This window comes from uncultured Granulicatella sp. (assembly GCF_963528195.1).
Taxonomy (GTDB): domain Bacteria; phylum Bacillota; class Bacilli; order Lactobacillales; family Aerococcaceae; genus Granulicatella.
In genome coordinates, this window is sequence record NZ_CAURVN010000002.1 from 85,265 (window position 1) to 101,384 (window position 16,120).

Below are 16,120 nucleotides of genomic sequence, written 5' to 3' on the forward strand. Positions count from 1 at the left end.
GAGACCAAGGCTTGTTTTTTAGCCATGAGACCGTAGGTCTGCTGGCGTCCTTAGCTACCAAAGCATAATCTTTTTCTGCTTTATTTTTTCGTATTAATCAACAGACTTCAAAGCCTCTAACATATCAACCTTTTTCAGCATATGGTTCACTAATATTCCTAGTACTGCTAAAATCAAGACGATAAAAATACACGGCCAAATATAAACATCCAACCCGACTTGCGGATTGAACCGTACAAACGCCGGCGCCACCGCTTCAATAATCACACGATGCAATACCTTCCCCAACAACAGCCCCACAACAATCCCAATCAAAGAAAGAACCATCGTTTCACGATAAATATATAAAGTCACCTCTCGATTCAAAAATCCTAACACCTTAATCGTCGACAATTCTCGAATTCGCTCTGCCACATTAATCGTTGTTAAATTATATAAAATAACAATAGCTAACAGAACTGACACAATCGTTAATAAGATCATCACTCGACTCAATGAACCAACAATTGTTTCAATCCGATGAATCATAGAAGTATTTTGAACAACAGCCTTCACTCCATCTTGAGCTAATAATTGAGCAGACATCTTACGTACACTATCCGCATCTTTTTCTTTAAAACTAACAAAGCTTGCGTTTTTTGTTGGAGTTTCTTGAGCCAGTGTTTCATAAGCCGTTGGCGACATGATCATAAAGTGCCCTGCATACATTTCAATAATGCCTGACACAACCATCTCTTTCGTCACACCGTCTTTAATTGGCAAACGAACTGTTTCACCTTCATGAACATTCAATAACTGGGCTAATTTTTTCGATAAGAACACTCCATCGTTCGTAAGAGATTTCTGTTGCTTTGTTTTCGCATCATACAAGTGTAAATAACGACTTAACTCTGCCTCTTCTCCTACTATTATGGTTAGGGATTGTTCCTCATGTACCCCAGCAATTTTAGTAGCAATCGTTTCACTATGTATATTACTATAATGCTCAATTTCTTTTGTAGATAATAATTGGCTCAACTCTTCTTGTTCTTTTCCCGTCATTACAGCTTCTTTGATAACAATGGCATCATACGTAATAATTTCCCCAAATTGGCGATGTGAAATACCTGATAAAGAAGATAAAATTCCTCTTCCGGCAAATAATAAAGCTACCGAACCAGCTACCCCAAATATTGTCATCAACATTCGTTGTTTATAACGAAAAATATTTCGTGCTGTTACCTTTTGAGTAAAACTGAATCTCTTCCAAATAAATGGTACATATTCCAACCAAATTTTAGAACCTACACTTGGAGCTTTTGGTAATAATAGACTTGCTGAACTTTCTTTTAATTCTCGATACGCAATCCATACAGGTGGAATAACACTACAACTAATCGAGCATAATAGAGCTACTAAAGTAATCGGAAAGTTAAATAGGAGAGAAATCGAAGGAAGAATTGTTTCTTTTAATAAAGTAACCCCTAATATACTTGGTAAAAAGTAAGTTCCTAATCCGATTCCTATGATCGTTCCAATCATCCCCGCACTAAATCCATAAAAAGCAAATTTTTTCATCACATCAAAAGTGCTATAGCCTAGCGCTTTTAAAATGCCGGCATTCATTCGTTCTTCATTGACAAAACGAGTCATCGTTGTCACTGTCACAAGAGCTGCTACAGCATATAATACAACCGGGAATAAATTCGCTACAGCAATAATCCCTTCTGCAGTAGACTTCATATTTAAATAGCCTTCACTCCCTAGCATAGTCGAGCGAGTATAAACAGAATAACGAGGTTTCGTTAGTTTAGAAGCTTTGACTTTTGCATCTTCTAAATCCGTCTTAGCTTGATCAATCTTTTCTTCAGCTTTTTCTCTTTCATCTGTATATTGGTTTTGTTTTTCTTGGATTTCTTGTTTTGCTTTCGCTATAGCTTCCTCACCAACCGAGACTTGTCTTTTTCCTTCTGCTAAAGCTTTTTGCCCAGCATCTAGCGTATTTTGTTTAGACTGAATGATTGCCAATCCCTCTTGGTATTGTTTCAAGCCTTCTTGATAACTAGCCCATCCGCTCTCATATTGCTTCAAGCCTTGTTCATAAGCGGTAGTTCCCGCATCCAATTCTTGTTTTTGTTGAAGAATTTCTTCTTGCATAGCAGATAATACTGTTTGAGGAAGCCCTTTTTCTTTTTGAGATTCGAATTGCTTTTCTGCTTCTGCTAATTTCTTTCTACCTTCTTGTAAGGTGCTATTTTGCTGATCCAACGTTTGTTTGGAAGTTTCTAACTGCACTCGATTAGATTCAAGTAATTCATACTGATTTTGTAAATTTTGCTTTGCTTGTTGAATTTCTTGATTTCCTCTATTGAGAGATGCCTGATTTTGAGCGAGTTCATTTTGGCTTTGAACTAATTTACCTTCTTGATTTGCTATTTGTTGTTGCCCATCTTCGAGCTTCATTTTTCCCTCATCGAGTTGATTTTGAGCTTTGGAAATTTGTTCTTCTCCCTCTTGAATTTTTCCATCGGCTTCCTGCTTTAAATCATTCAGCCTTACTGTTCCATTATCAGCCAATTTTTCCTCGATGGATTGTTGAATACTAATTACTTCATCTACATATTCTTGACTAAATGTTTTCAAACTGCGTAAATTCGGATAACGTAAACGGGCAATCGTATAAACAGAGCTATCAAAACTTTCGTGTGGAACAATAGCAAATCCTGATAAGTCCCCACTTCCTGCAGTCGAAACTCCTTTACTATTTTTCGATAAAATTTCACTCGAATGAGCAAATCCGACAATTTTAAACTCGTGCTGTTTTAATAATGACGGAGACTTCACTTCATTTAAACTGATGGGATCCCCAATTTGATAACGATTGGATAACTGTTCATCTAATACGACTTCATCCATATGACTTGGATAAACTCCACTCACTAATTCTACTTCCGATTGCTGAGCAGTCTTAGAAAATACTCGAATGGCTTTCGGACTGTCTGCTATTACGGTATCTACAAAATATCCAAATTCGACTTCGACATTTTCTTCTTGTAATTCTTCTTGGTCTTTTGGACTTAATCCATAATCTGCCAATACAAAAATATCCGCTGTATGATATTTTTCCAAATATTGATGAACCGTCTCTTGAATATCCGGACCCGAAACTTTCAATCCCACTAATGCAAATGAACCGAGCATCATTAAACATAAGATAGATAAAAATCTTCCCTTCGATTCCTTCAACGAAGAAAGAATCGCTTTATTCAATATTTTCTTTTTCACGATTCTTCTCCTCTCAATATTCCAATTCCTCAATTGCTTGCGGAGAATCATTTAACACGATACTTTTTACTCTAGCATCATGCATATGAATTACACGATTCGCTAATGGTGCTAATGCCGTATTATGGGTGACGATAATAACAGTCGCTCCATAATCTCTTGACATTTCTTGTAAAATCTTCAATACTTGCTTGCCTGTTTGGTAATCTAATGCCCCTGTTGGCTCATCACAAAGTAAAATCTTCGGCTTTTTTGCAATTGCTCTAGCAATCGATACCCTTTGTTGTTCTCCCCCCGATAATTGTGCAGGAAAATTATGAAGACGATGTCCTAATCCTACTGCTTTCAACGCTTCTTCTGCATCCCAAGCATCCTTCACAATTTCAGCAGCTAATTCTACATTTTCTTTTGCTGTTAAATTTGGCACTAAATTATAAAATTGAAAAACAAATCCTACATCATCCCTACGATAATACGTTAATTGCGTTTCATCAAAGTTTGAAATATTGACACCATCAATCCATACTTCTCCCTCATCATTTGTATCCATTCCCCCTAAAATATTTAAGACGGTTGATTTTCCTGCTCCAGATGCTCCAAGAATAATCACAAATTCGCCTTTTTCAATATCAAAATTCACATCATGATTCGCAATTATTTCAGTTTCTCCTACTTGATATCGTTTAAAACTATTTTTTACTTGTATATATGTCATCACTTTTCCCTCTACTTATTAAATGAACAACGTGTTGATTATTGTTTAAATTTACTATATAATAGCGCTACAGAAATTTCAATGCGCAATTAGAAGCCGTGTGTTGATTTAAGAAGGATGAGACGATGGAAGTTCAAAAACGACAAACTCAAACGAAAGAAATTTTAAAAACAGCCTTAATTCAACTTCTTCAAACAAAGGAGTTTGAAGCCATTACGGTTAGTGATATTTCTCGCACTGCAGGTGTGAATCGTGGAACTTTTTATTTACATTATGTGGATAAATTCGATATGATGAAACAGTTAGAAGAAGAAATCTTGCATCATATTTTAACGATTTTGCATCATCATTCTATTACTCAAAAACAAGAAGCCTACCCTGCAGTCATTCAAATTTTCGAGTATTTAAAAGAAGAATTTGAATTTATACACGCAATCGCTACGAGCCGTTTCACGTATACGAACCAACTCGTTCGAAAGTTTCTAATGGAACTAATGGAAAAAATGGATTCAATTAAGCAAAATTTAAAACAAGAACTCCCCATTCCAGAAGACTATGCTAGAGAAGTATTCATTTATAGCAATAGCGCGATTATTTTCCACTGGATTTTAAAAGGGGGAGTAGAATCCCCTGAAGAAATTACTAAAATATTTCTTGGAATGTGCCAAGAATAAAGGAGAACTTATGAAAAAAGAAATTATGAAAGACCCATTTTTCTTATCACAAAAAGCAATCCCTGCTAATCCTATTACGGATAAACAAGTCATTATTGACTTACAAGATACTTTACGTGCCAATCGTGACCGTTGTGTCGGCTTGGCTGCGAATATGATTGGAAGTCATAAAGCCATTATTATTGTTGCCGCTGGTCCATTTGATATCGTAATGGTCAATCCAGTCATTACTAAAAAATCTCAACCATACCAAACGGAAGAAGGTTGTCTCTCTCATACAGGAATGAAAAGCACTACTCGCTATCAAAAAATCGAAGTTCGCTATCAAGATGCTATGGGGAAAACTCACACAGGGACATTTACAGAGTTTACAGCTCAAGTTATTCAACATGAGATCGATCACTTACAAGGAATTTTAATTTAAGGAATACAGCATCGAATCTAGTTTGCTAGTTACCATTATTATTTGTTAAAATGATTTCAGAAAACTACTAAAAATATTAGGAGGGTTAAAAATGGAGCAAGCATGGCAATTATTCATGGAAGGAAAAATCGAACAGGCAAAAAAACTAGTTGAGCCTGATTTTTCAGTAGAAACTTGTACGGACTATCATTTATTAAATTTAATGGGCTATATCTATCTTGAAGAGAAAAATTATAACGACTCCTTAAAAATCTACCAACGTTATATTGCCCTAGCTCGTTCTAAAAACGACCTAGAAAACGAACACATTGGTTACCATCAATTAGCAATGGTTTATCGTGACTTGGGCGAGTTTCAAAAGGCTTTACTCTATATCAATCAGGAAATGGAAATAATTCAAAATAATTTCCCTAATGATGCTTTAAAACTTTCTATTAATTACTACGAACAAGGATTTCTTCATTTAAAACTAGGTAAACTAGAATACGCAGAAAATCATATGCAAAAATCCTTAGATTTCGCTTTAAAAACGGATGATTTCATTGCACAAGCATGCGCTTATAGAGGTATGGGAGAAATTTATCTAGCTCAAGAATCAGATAAAGCTCAAGATTATTTTTATCAATCTATTCAACTCTTTGAAAAAGCTGAAGATAAAATTGGAGCAGATGAAGTAAGAGCTTTATTAGAGAACAAGAAGTAACTTATAAAAACTTCACCCCAAAAGTTAGACATAAAACATCTAACTTTTGGGGTATTTTTTGATATTCATTTTAACCTTACATTAACGGACTACCGAACTTGCCATTCTTGCAACGGTATGTCTCATACCTCGAATCGCAACGGACAAAGCAAAGATATTATTTACATCGGCTAAACCACCATAACCAGCGTCTCCAATATGTTGAATATCGACTCCACAAATTTTATTGCGAATAGCGATTTGTTCAATGACTTCCTTAGAAGAGCCTTCTTGACTAGTTCCAATGGCAGATAATACAAGTGTTTCATGTTCATGAGCAAATTGGACAATATCAATCAATGCTTCTTCTGTAAATCCAGGGACTGTTCCTACGGCTGGAACCAATAAAATATCCGCTCCTGCTTCAATCAGTTCCTTTGCAATTTCTCGATTCATTACGGGTTCTTTTGAGCCTGCTCCATGCATTTTTCCAGCAATAATGACTCCTGTAAAATATTTTTTCGCTTTTTGAATGGCTTGGGTAATCGCTTGATTCGTCACTCCTGTACCAGGATTTCCAGTTAAACAAATAAAATCTAATCCTAAAGCTTCTGCTGATTTCAATGTTTCTTTCGAACAAATTCTTCCTGCTGGAATGACTAGTCGAGTTTCTAACATTTCTGCTTCTAAATCGACAGGTTCTAAGTTAGCACCAACAGGACGTCCACATAATTCTTTTAATCGTTCAATTGGATTTGCGCTACCTTCTACTCCGTATAATTTTGGATTTAAACAATCAAATCCATTTAAAAGCATTAAGTCACCCCCAAATGCACTGGCAATTTCCGCATGTGTTAACTCCGGAATAATTGGACGATGACGAATAGCCATTTCACAACATACCGTTCTACCCTCACCTGCCTGAATGGCTAGTTTTAATTCTTCTGCAGAAAATTTTCTAAAATCACTTGCCACACAGTTTAAAATTCGTTTTCCCATTGTAAAGTCCCCTTTATTTTAAAATAGTAACTGCTTCTTTCATACTTTCTAAATGACACAAATCATAGTCTCCGCTATCAGAATAGCGATAAGAAACTTCTCCATTCGTTGTCGTTGGATCCACTACCCAAGATTTAAAACTTCCATGAAGTTGTTCTAATCCTGTTTTTTCTAAAATTTCTGTTAGATTGGCAAGAGAAACGCCACATCCCCCTAAAAATTCGATTTGTTTTCCATATTGTTTTTGCCACTTCGCTAAATTTTCCAAGCCAGACATAATATTTTTTCCTTGCCCACTTGTTAAAATACGAGTGCATCCTAATTCGATTAATCTTTCTAGTGTTTCTTCCGGATTTTTCACACAATCAAAGGCACGGTGAACTACGCTATCAGCACCGTATTCTTTACATAACTCAATCATTTTCTTTGTCGCATCCCAATCCATGTTCCCTTCTGGAGTTAAGAAACCAAATGCTAAACCTTTTGCTCCTGCTTCTAAAAAGATTTTTGCATCTTCAAACATCACTTCTTTTTCCAATTCGTTATAACAAAAACCGGCTCCCCTTGGTCGAACCATACAAATAATAGGAATATCGATTTTTTTAACAGCCTGAGTTAAAACAGCTAATGATGGGCTTAATCCTCCTAAATGTAATGCACTATTTAATTCAATACGATTGGCTCCTGCAGCTTGAGCATTGATACAATCCTCAATACCTCCTGCACAAATTTCTAAAATTGTCATTCTTCTCTCTCCTGTCTGTTTAATAGTTGATGAAACTTAGTTCATATAATGCTAATCCATAAATAATGGTATTCACTTTTAAATCTTCAATTCCTATCCACTCATTTGGAAGATGAGCAATATCTCTTTGCCCTGGAAAACTTGGGCCATAAGCAATAATATTTGGAATAATTTTCGCATAAGTTCCACCCGTTGTTGTAACAGGCGTTGCATTGCCATCGACAACTTCTTGATAGACCTTTTGTAAAGTTTGCACATAAATCGAATCTTGATCATACAAAACTGGCTTCCATGAACTGATTTCTTCTAAACGACTTCCTTCTGGAATATGTTTTCGAATATCGAACAATAATTGTTCTTTTGTCACAGAAGCTGGATAACTCATCGTCCACTCCACAAAATGTCTTTCTTCCTCTATCCCAACTGTATATCCTCTTAATTGCATCATCCCAAAATCTTCATCGGAATAGTTAATCCCTAATTCTACTCCTTGATGAGTTGTATGAAGTAAGTACTGATTGGTAAAATCATATAATTCTGAAATCTGTTCTAAAGAAGTACTCAATCGAACTTTCAATCGTCCTCTTTCTCCATAAACAACTGGCCATTTACAGTCTGGAGTCCATCCAAAAGTAGGGGGCTGTTCTTTTGTTAAATAATGTTTTACACAGCCAAATCCCGTTTCCTCATTTGTTCCAAATACAATTCGAATCGGACGGTCAAATTGAATTCCCTTTTCCTTCAATACATATAAGGCAAATAAATTCGACAAAATCGGTCCTTTATTATCTAACACGCCACGTCCAAAAATTTTCCCATCTCGCTTCGTTGCTTTTAACGCTGGACTTTCCCATCCTGTTCCTAATGGCATGACATCTACATGTCCAAAAATGCCATAATATTTTCCATCTTCACGAGAGTCGCCATATTGTGCATAGCCAATTTTATTGTCTAAATTTTTCGTTTCAAAGCCTAATTCTTCAGCGAGTGCTAATACTTCTAATAGAGCTTGTTTAGGGCCTTGTCCATAAGGAGCTTCTGGTAATGATTCTCCCCGAACACTTTCAATGGCGACTAATCGCTCGATAGCTTTGTGCAATTCGGGTTGAATGTCTTCCAACGCTTTGACTAAATCCTCTCTTATTCCCATTTATTTCACCTCGAGTGGTTTCATCCGTTCTCTTAAATACTCATCCAACCATTCTTGAGTGGCTTTTTCATGAATCATTGTGCCATCTTCTTGTGGATGTACTCGGTAAACCGTTAAGGATTCTTTTTCTGTTGCTACTACAAAAGAGAAATTGGCAATATTGGTCGCTGCTCCCCATTCTCCTTTGTTGTTCATCGCTACAACGGATAAATCCCCAGCATTTCCTCTTCGTTGGATTAACTTTTTAGATAAATTCTTCACTGCTGTTTCACACGCTTCTTGAGGATGCATTCCTTGTTCCATTAATCGAACAATTTCGTAGGAAATAATTCCCTTCATCAAATCTTCCCCTAAACCTGTAGCAGTTGCTCCACCAACTGTGCTATCCACATATAAACCAGAACCAATAAATGGAGAATCTCCTACTCGTCCTCTTTTTTTCATAAACAGTCCACTTGTCGAAGTGCCGGCAACCATTTTTCCGTTTGTATCTAAGCTAATCATTCCAACAGTATCATGACCTGCATAAGGTACTAAAGATTCCGTTTGTAAGTCTTTAACACGATTATGATAATGAATTTTCGCACGATCAGTTAACATATTTTTCCGTTCAAATCCTTGCTTTTGTGCATAAGCTTGAGCACCGATTCCAACTAATACATTATTCACCGATTGTAAGCTCAATTGACGAGCCACTGAAATGGGATTCGCCACATCTTGAATGGCACATACCGCTCCAAAATCAAGAGTTGTTCCATCCATATAGGCTGCATCTAGTTCCACTTCCATCACTTCATTCGGAAGTCCCCCATAACCCACTGATTTATAATAGGGAAAATCTTCAACTGCTTTAACCGCTAATTCAATTGCATCTCCAGAAGATGCCTGTTGTTCTAATGACTGCACAGCCTCTTGAACTCCTTCTAGCGCCATTCTCCAAGTGGCAATCATTCCCCACATAGTCACTCCTCCATTCCGTATTGATAATTGTATTCTAATATTTGATGGTATTTTTCCATCGTTAAATCTTCGCAAATCGCACACATTAATCGAAGCGTTGCTTCAACATCTCCTAAATGCACAATACTTTGATGCGTATGCATATAACGAATTGGAATTGATAAAGTTGTCGCTAAAATTCCCGTTTCAGACTTATAAATATTGCCAGCATCTGTTCCACCCTTTGTAAAACAACCAATTTGATAAGGAATTTGATGTTTCTTACAAAGATTTTCCAAGTAAATAAGCAAACCACGATTCGTCACTGTCATATTATCAATGGCAGTAAGCGAGACACCTTTTCCTAGTTTCGTATGATTTTGATTAGCTGGAGTATCTCCTGCTAATGTTGTATCAACCGCAAAAGCCACTAATGGTTTTTCTTGAAAAGCTGTCGTACGTGCACCTCTTAATCCAACTTCTTCTTGAATCGTTGTTGCTAATGTCACTCTTTTAGATAGATTTTGATGTTCTAAAGCTTGCATAAGCCAAATTCCTAACGAAACACTCACTCGATTATCGAGAGCTTTTCCAATCATATATTCCTGATTCAATCCAATCGTTTGGCAATTACTCACTAAACTCACGACATCTCCTACTTCAATGCCCATTTCTTGAATAGACTCCCGACTATCAACACCCAAATCGATAAATAACTCTTCCATTGCAACAACTTTTTTACGAGCCTCTGGAGAAATCGCATGCGTTTGAGGTCCCCCAATAATTCCTGTCCATTGTCGACCATCAGTCGTTGTAATGGTCACTAATTGTTGTAATAACGTATGCGCCCACATATTTCCGACAGGTTGAATCGATACATATCCTCTCTCATTAATCGAAGAAACAACAAATCCCACTTCATCCATATGAGTGGCAAACATAATGGAAAGGTCTCCCTCTCCTAACGAAAATAATCCTGAGCCTAATTTATCTTGTTCTTTCGTACAAAAAGGAAGTTGTTCTGACACAAATTGTAAAATTTGCTCTTCATGTCCTGACACACCTACAAGATTACTCAATATCTTTAATAATTCTATTTGATGATTTTCTAACATCGCTTCACCAACTTTCTTGGAAAGCAAGTTGCTGAGCTTTTTGGAGAGTTAAATTTTCTAAAAATACTTGAAGCGTATGAATGACAGGTTTCAAATCGTCCTTATTCAATAATTGGATAAATTCTCCTTCTTCTTTTAACGGAATCACAACAACAACCGTAGGGGTTCCTGCTAGAGATTTATGAATAAATGATCCATCCGTCCCTTTTTCTTGGATATTTGCCTTCACTTCGTATCCTAAACTTTGAGCAACTGTTTTGATTTCTTTCACTAACGAAACATTGGGTAATAATGTCTTATCAAAATAGCGAATATAGACTGTTTGTTCTGCATAATCTCTAACTGGTGCTACATCTAATACAATCGATACATCAGGTAATATCGTATTTGTAGCAGTAATAGCTCCTCTATATCCCACAATCGATTGAGCAATTCCTCCAATGCTAAGTGTATAAGGTAGAGAGGACATTGTTTCCATCAACTGATAGGCAGCATAAACTCCCGCTCGATTAGATATATTTTTACTTAAAATCATTTTTTCCGTTTCAATAACTGGAATTTCTAATACAAAAGTATCTCCTACTTGAACTCCAATCTCTTCCACTTCTTGCTGCGATTTAGCTCCTATATGAATCCAAAATTTCTCTTGTTTTTGTAGGACATAGCCATAGACTCGTTGATGATGTCGTGTTAACAGACAAACTCGTTGATGAAGAAAATCTTTTGGCAAAACATCTCCAATGGTCACAAAAGACAATAATCCACTCTCATGAATATCGTCAATCATTCCTCCACATTCATCAATATTGGAACTAATCATCACTTTAAAAGGACTATTCTCTACTTGTCTCTCTCCAAAAATCGAACCTAATTTATCTTTTTTCAAGTCTAAATTCAATTGTTGATATTCCCTAGACAAATATTGATGGACTTCATACTCGTCTCCAGAAACTCCAGGTAGACTACATAAGGTACTTAACTCCACTTCACTCGCTTCCTTTCTAACGATAAATCCGATTTGAATCTTGTTGATCATGCGCAATAATAAGTGCAATGTCTTTCAACGCTTCATTCAAACCAACTGCACCTTTTTTAGGCATTTCAATCATTGTCGTATGTTCCTTGAATTGTTGAATAATCTCTTCATTTTCTTTCGAACAAGCTACATACGTTTTACAATCTGTTTGATGTTCAATAAAAGAAGCTACATTTGCTGCCATTTCTGTATAACTTTCATCATTAAAGCACGGACCTGCAAATAACACTTCTGCATTTGTTTTCAAAATCAAATTATGAATTTTATGAAGTACTTCTTCCTTATGATTCGCAAAATAATCTGGACCACAATAGACAGTCGCTAATACTTGTAAATTTTCTTTTAAAAAGTAATCTTTATACATTAAGTAGGAGCCAATTCCTCCTTTTTCTAACCCAAGAGGAGTATCTGCTCTTTCCTTTCCACCATAACCCGCTTGTATTTGATTCAAAAATAATATCACTCGCATATGCATTCTCCCTTCAAAAAAAGTGGGAATAACGACAGAAATTGATTCATTTCTGTTGTCTTCCCACCTCCGCACGTTCAACTTTTCTACTCGTTTATTACTTTTTATAAATCATCAAAACTTAAATCATCTAATGACAATTCATCTAATTCATCGCTTAATGAATTAGCAGCTTGATGTTCTTCATGAAGATATTGTTTATCAATCACTCTAAAGAATGGATAGTAAATACACATTCCGATAATAATTAATACAATTTGGAATAAACCTGCTACGATACTTCCTGTGGCTAACCAACCAGAGAAGAAGAATGGAGTTGTCCAAGGAAGTGCTGCACCTGTAGTATATGGAATTAAACCAATTAATGTAGCAATAGTGGATAAAATAGTATTCACTAATGGTGTTAAAATAAATGGAATAACGATTAATGGATTTAATACAACTGGTAATCCAAAAATAATCATTTCGTTAATCCCAAAAATACCAGGAACAATAGCTAAACGTCCTAATTTTTTCATACGTTCTGATTTTCCGAAGAATACCATTAAGAAAACAAGTGACAATGTACTACCGCCACCACCAAAGTTTCCAAAGAAATCTCCGAATGGACCTGTAAAGATATTAGGAAGTGTTGCTCCTTGTTTAAAGGCTTCTAAGTTTTCTGCTGTTAAAGCTAAATGGATTGGATTAAATACCGTATTCGTTACAGCAGGCCCATTAATACCAAAGAACCAGAATAAAGTAGATAAGAACTGATAAATTAGTTCAAAAATCCAGCTTTGTCCGAATCCCATTAATGGTGCTTGTAAAATTTTATAAATAAAGTTATGAGCGTATTGATAATCTGTTGCTGAGAATACTAAATACACTACAAAGAAGAAGAACATTGCAAATGCACTTGGAATTAATGCTGCAAAGGATTGAGTAACAGCTGGCGGAACACCGTCAGGCATTTTAATAACCCAGCCTTTGTTTTTAATCGTTACAAAAATTTTTACAGAAATAATAGCTGTTATCATGGCCAAAAACATTCCTGCTGACCCTAAATGTGCTAATGCAAATCCATTAAAAGCTTTACCATTCGCTGCATTTACAAAATCAGAATGAACTTTTGGTGTAATAATAAGGAAACATACAAGAGCAACGGCTCCACCCGCAATTGGATCGCTTTCTAATTGACGAGCATAAGCATAACCAATCCCTACAGCTCCTAATAATCCTAAAACACTAAATGTTGAATCAATGATAGCATCCATTTTACTTGGCCAACCTTGACCAAAAAATTGAGCTAAGAAATCAACATAACCTGGTATTGGAAAGTTCGCAATTACAAGAAAAATAGAAGCCACAATAATTAATGGTGTGGATACTAAGAAACCATCACGAATCGCAATTAAGACTTTATTATTGCCTAATTTTTCCGCGGAACTTCCCATTATTTTTTCTAACGAAGCAAACATAACAATTCCTCCTATTTTTTATTTTTGATGAGTTGAATCGCGCGTTTCAAAATACGTTCCCCATTAACATTCCCATAATCTTCCAAATTAATCACTTCTACAGGAATACCCATAGGTTCGTATTTTTCACGAGTAGCATTAAATTTGAATTTCACTTGAGGCCCTAAAAGAATGACATCAGGATGAAATTCTTGAACTACAGAATCTAGCTGAACATCAGGAAATGCTTTGACTTCAATTGGCAATTGATGTTGATTCGCAACTTCTTGCATCTTACTCGCCACTAAACTTGTAGACATTCCTGCATTACAAAATAAATACACATGTTTCATATTTATACCCCCAATTATTTTGTTATGTTTTTATGCTTTTTCAATTTTTTCCAATCGTTGATATAAGCCTAAAATCTCTTCACTTGTAACTTGTAAGATTTCTGCACTCATCAATTGATCTTCTGAATGTAATAAAAGCAACGAAAAAGGTACCTTATTTCCTGAACTATCTTTTTGTAATAACTCAAAGTGGATTTCATGTCCTTTTAATCGTTGCTGTTGACCTTCCTCAATCAGAGATTGAGCTTCTTCAAAATTTCCTTTTTTTGCAGCTACTATTGCTTCCATAAAAGCAGAACGAGCTGCCCCTAATGCACTAATCATTTTAAAACACACTAATTCTATTTCATTCACGATTATTCCTCCTCTCTTAGGCATTTTAAACGCTTTCTTTCTAAAGTCATTATAAACCGTTTTCAAAAAAAATCCTAGTCTTTTATCTTAAAATCTTCAATTATTCTATTTGTTCACAAAATAAAAAAATCTCAGAACGACAGAGCTTCCATCATTCTGAGAGTAATTTTAACTAATTTTCTTTTCATAAGGAGACTTCACAAATTGAACGGCTTTTAAAATCGCCATAATTGGATTTACCAATACTAATACATATTGCACCATTCCAAGCAATCTCATTAATAAAATCATTGGACTAGATAAATGAAGAATCCACCCTAAACTTAATACTTCTGCCATATAACGATACGACATAAAAAAGATTGGTGTTAACATAATTGCAAACATCATTTCTCCTAATACAATTAATGGAGAATTTTTCCACGTTTTCCCATTCCATTGTTCTGCAACCATAATTAATAAAGCCATTAGAAAAACGAATAAGACGACTTCCCCATCTTTAACTAATAGTGAACTTCCTTGATTCATTGCAAATACAGTTATTACACTCGTTAGTACTATCATTCCCATTATAAACTTCCAATAATAGGTACTAAACTTTTTCATCACCTTTGCTCCTTTCTCTAACTCCCACCTTTACGACCATCATCAATGACTAGGCATTTTAAATCAAGAGTATCTGAGAAATTTTAATAAAAATTTAGGAAATAAAAAAGACAGCCAAAGCTGTCTATCCTACTGGGGTAGCTGGATTCGAACCAACGAATGACGGAGTCAAAGTCCGTTGCCTTACCGCTTGGCTATACCCCAATGGTGGAGGGGGGCAGATTCGAACTGCCGAACCCTAAGGAGCGGATTTACAGTCCGCCGCGTTTAGCCACTTCGCTACCCCTCCAGCTGTTATTAAAATAACGTACTCATATATAGTACACTAGACCTTAATGTTTTGCAATACTTTTTTGAAAAAATATTTATTTTTATATAAGCATAAAGTTTCAAAGTAACTTCTAGTTAAGTATCAAAACTAGAAGTTAGTATGAGACAAAAACACAAAACACAAATATTTAACGTTATCCGATTGCACTGAAATTGAATTAGGTATTACACAAGGTTCTTCATTTTGATTAGATTATCAAGAGTATGACTACTTTTAATCTCCTATAGATCCAGTGAATTGAGTAATTAAAAAAATATGTTCATACATTTTTACCTTATCTAGATGATTCACATCTTTAAATCCACCTAAAACCAAAAGTGGTACAAATCCAAAACACTGTGTATAATCAAGCGAACCATATTTTTCAATTGCCTCATGATAAAGCGGTAAGTCAAAATAATCATCTGTAAAACTTTTATCAGGTAAAAACTTGATAAAAAGTGATAAATTTTCTAAAAAAATATCAAATGTACCTTCTTTATATTTAATAATCCCCAAAAATTCGTTCTTCTCCCAAGTTATAACATCCCCAAAAGCTGTCACAAAAATTGGAATGGAAGTACCCCCTCTGAAGTAAGTTTCCTGAACCAGTTCAAGATACTCATCTGGATTAATGATCTTCAGATAACCGTCTAAAAAAGTCCCCAAACCGCATTCTTCCCAGATTTGAACTAGCTCTTCTGGGACTTGGTCTTTGTACTTTTTAATTACTTCTTGAGGCATGACCGCCACTCTTGTAAAATCTTTTAACATATATACTCCTAATTTAATAAGTTAAGTGAACATATAGATAGGTATTTTGTAATTGTTCTGTCATCATCTTGT

17 protein-coding genes and 2 tRNA genes are annotated in these 16,120 nt (G+C 35.5%); 3 read left to right on the top strand and 16 right to left on the bottom strand.

Annotation, left to right across the window (positions count from 1 at the left end):
- Positions 1-93: 93 nt before the first annotated feature.
- On the bottom strand, positions 94-3,264 hold the full coding sequence (locus RWR88_RS01320) for an FtsX-like permease family protein (protein ID WP_314450208.1): 3,171 nt from the start codon (positions 3,262-3,264) through the stop codon (positions 94-96).
- Positions 3,265-3,277: 13 nt separating this feature from the next.
- Complete coding sequence (locus RWR88_RS01325; protein WP_314112387.1) at positions 3,278-3,979, bottom strand: ABC transporter ATP-binding protein; 702 nt, start codon at positions 3,977-3,979, stop codon at positions 3,278-3,280.
- Between the two features lie 125 nt (positions 3,980-4,104).
- On the opposite strand from RWR88_RS01325, the gene RWR88_RS01330 reads away from it, so the two are divergent.
- The 3 genes from RWR88_RS01330 to RWR88_RS01340 all read left to right on the top strand — a co-directional run bounded on the left by RWR88_RS01330 (position 4,105) and on the right by RWR88_RS01340 (position 5,780).
- Positions 4,105-4,653 (top strand): TetR/AcrR family transcriptional regulator, encoded by a 549-nt coding sequence (locus tag RWR88_RS01330; RefSeq protein ID WP_314450210.1) that lies wholly within the window; start codon positions 4,105-4,107, stop codon positions 4,651-4,653.
- A 10-nt stretch (positions 4,654-4,663) separates the two neighbouring features.
- On the top strand, positions 4,664-5,077 hold the full coding sequence (locus RWR88_RS01335; RefSeq protein WP_314450211.1) for a peptide deformylase: 414 nt from the start codon (positions 4,664-4,666) through the stop codon (positions 5,075-5,077).
- Between the two features lie 91 nt (positions 5,078-5,168).
- Positions 5,169-5,780, top strand: a complete 612-nt coding sequence (locus RWR88_RS01340) for a tetratricopeptide repeat protein (protein WP_314450213.1) — start codon at positions 5,169-5,171, stop codon at positions 5,778-5,780.
- Positions 5,781-5,861: 81 nt separating this feature from the next.
- Here the strand turns inward: RWR88_RS01340 and RWR88_RS01345 are convergent, their stop codons facing one another.
- From RWR88_RS01345 to RWR88_RS01410, 14 genes are all read right to left on the bottom strand, one after another.
- Positions 5,862-6,758: a haloacid dehalogenase-like hydrolase gene (locus RWR88_RS01345; RefSeq protein ID WP_314450219.1), complete on the bottom strand. Its 897-nt coding sequence runs from the start codon at positions 6,756-6,758 to the stop codon at positions 5,862-5,864.
- Positions 6,759-6,771: 13 nt separating this feature from the next.
- Positions 6,772-7,503, bottom strand: coding sequence for a copper homeostasis protein CutC (locus RWR88_RS01350; RefSeq protein ID WP_314450221.1), 732 nt, complete (start codon positions 7,501-7,503; stop codon positions 6,772-6,774).
- Positions 7,504-7,522: 19 nt separating this feature from the next.
- Complete coding sequence (locus tag RWR88_RS01355) at positions 7,523-8,653, bottom strand: Sapep family Mn(2+)-dependent dipeptidase (RefSeq protein ID WP_314450223.1); 1,131 nt, start codon at positions 8,651-8,653, stop codon at positions 7,523-7,525.
- Positions 8,654-9,613: a N(4)-(beta-N-acetylglucosaminyl)-L-asparaginase gene (locus tag RWR88_RS01360; RefSeq protein ID WP_314450224.1), complete on the bottom strand. Its 960-nt coding sequence runs from the start codon at positions 9,611-9,613 to the stop codon at positions 8,654-8,656. It lies immediately after the preceding gene.
- Between the two features lie 2 nt (positions 9,614-9,615).
- Entirely contained in the window at positions 9,616-10,707 is a 1,092-nt protein-coding gene (locus RWR88_RS01365; RefSeq protein ID WP_314450225.1) for a M42 family metallopeptidase, read from the bottom strand.
- 4 nt (positions 10,708-10,711) lie between these two features.
- Complete coding sequence (locus RWR88_RS01370) at positions 10,712-11,692, bottom strand: hypothetical protein (protein WP_314450227.1); 981 nt, start codon at positions 11,690-11,692, stop codon at positions 10,712-10,714.
- A gap of 16 nt (positions 11,693-11,708) precedes the next feature.
- Positions 11,709-12,212 carry a GrdB-related putative oxidoreductase gene (locus RWR88_RS01375; protein ID WP_314450228.1) on the bottom strand — a complete coding sequence of 168 codons (504 nt, stop codon included), beginning with the start codon at positions 12,210-12,212 and terminating at the stop codon, positions 11,709-11,711.
- Positions 12,213-12,316: 104 nt separating this feature from the next.
- Positions 12,317-13,672 (bottom strand): PTS transporter subunit EIIC, encoded by a 1,356-nt coding sequence (locus RWR88_RS01380; protein WP_314450230.1) that lies wholly within the window; start codon positions 13,670-13,672, stop codon positions 12,317-12,319.
- An 11-nt stretch (positions 13,673-13,683) separates the two neighbouring features.
- Positions 13,684-14,004 (bottom strand): PTS sugar transporter subunit IIB, encoded by a 321-nt coding sequence (locus tag RWR88_RS01385; protein WP_314450231.1) that lies wholly within the window; start codon positions 14,002-14,004, stop codon positions 13,684-13,686.
- 30 nt (positions 14,005-14,034) lie between these two features.
- Complete coding sequence (locus tag RWR88_RS01390; RefSeq protein ID WP_314450232.1) at positions 14,035-14,358, bottom strand: PTS lactose/cellobiose transporter subunit IIA; 324 nt, start codon at positions 14,356-14,358, stop codon at positions 14,035-14,037.
- Positions 14,359-14,526: 168 nt separating this feature from the next.
- Positions 14,527-14,964 carry a hypothetical protein gene (locus tag RWR88_RS01395; protein WP_314450234.1) on the bottom strand — a complete coding sequence of 146 codons (438 nt, stop codon included), beginning with the start codon at positions 14,962-14,964 and terminating at the stop codon, positions 14,527-14,529.
- Between the two features lie 132 nt (positions 14,965-15,096).
- Positions 15,097-15,168: transfer RNA gene (locus RWR88_RS01400), tRNA-Gln, on the bottom strand.
- Between the two features lies 1 nt (position 15,169).
- Positions 15,170-15,253 (bottom strand) — tRNA-Tyr (locus RWR88_RS01405).
- A gap of 255 nt (positions 15,254-15,508) precedes the next feature.
- Positions 15,509-16,048, bottom strand: coding sequence for a T6SS immunity protein Tdi1 domain-containing protein (locus RWR88_RS01410; RefSeq protein WP_314450235.1), 540 nt, complete (start codon positions 16,046-16,048; stop codon positions 15,509-15,511).
- Positions 16,049-16,120: the final 72 nt, after the last annotated feature.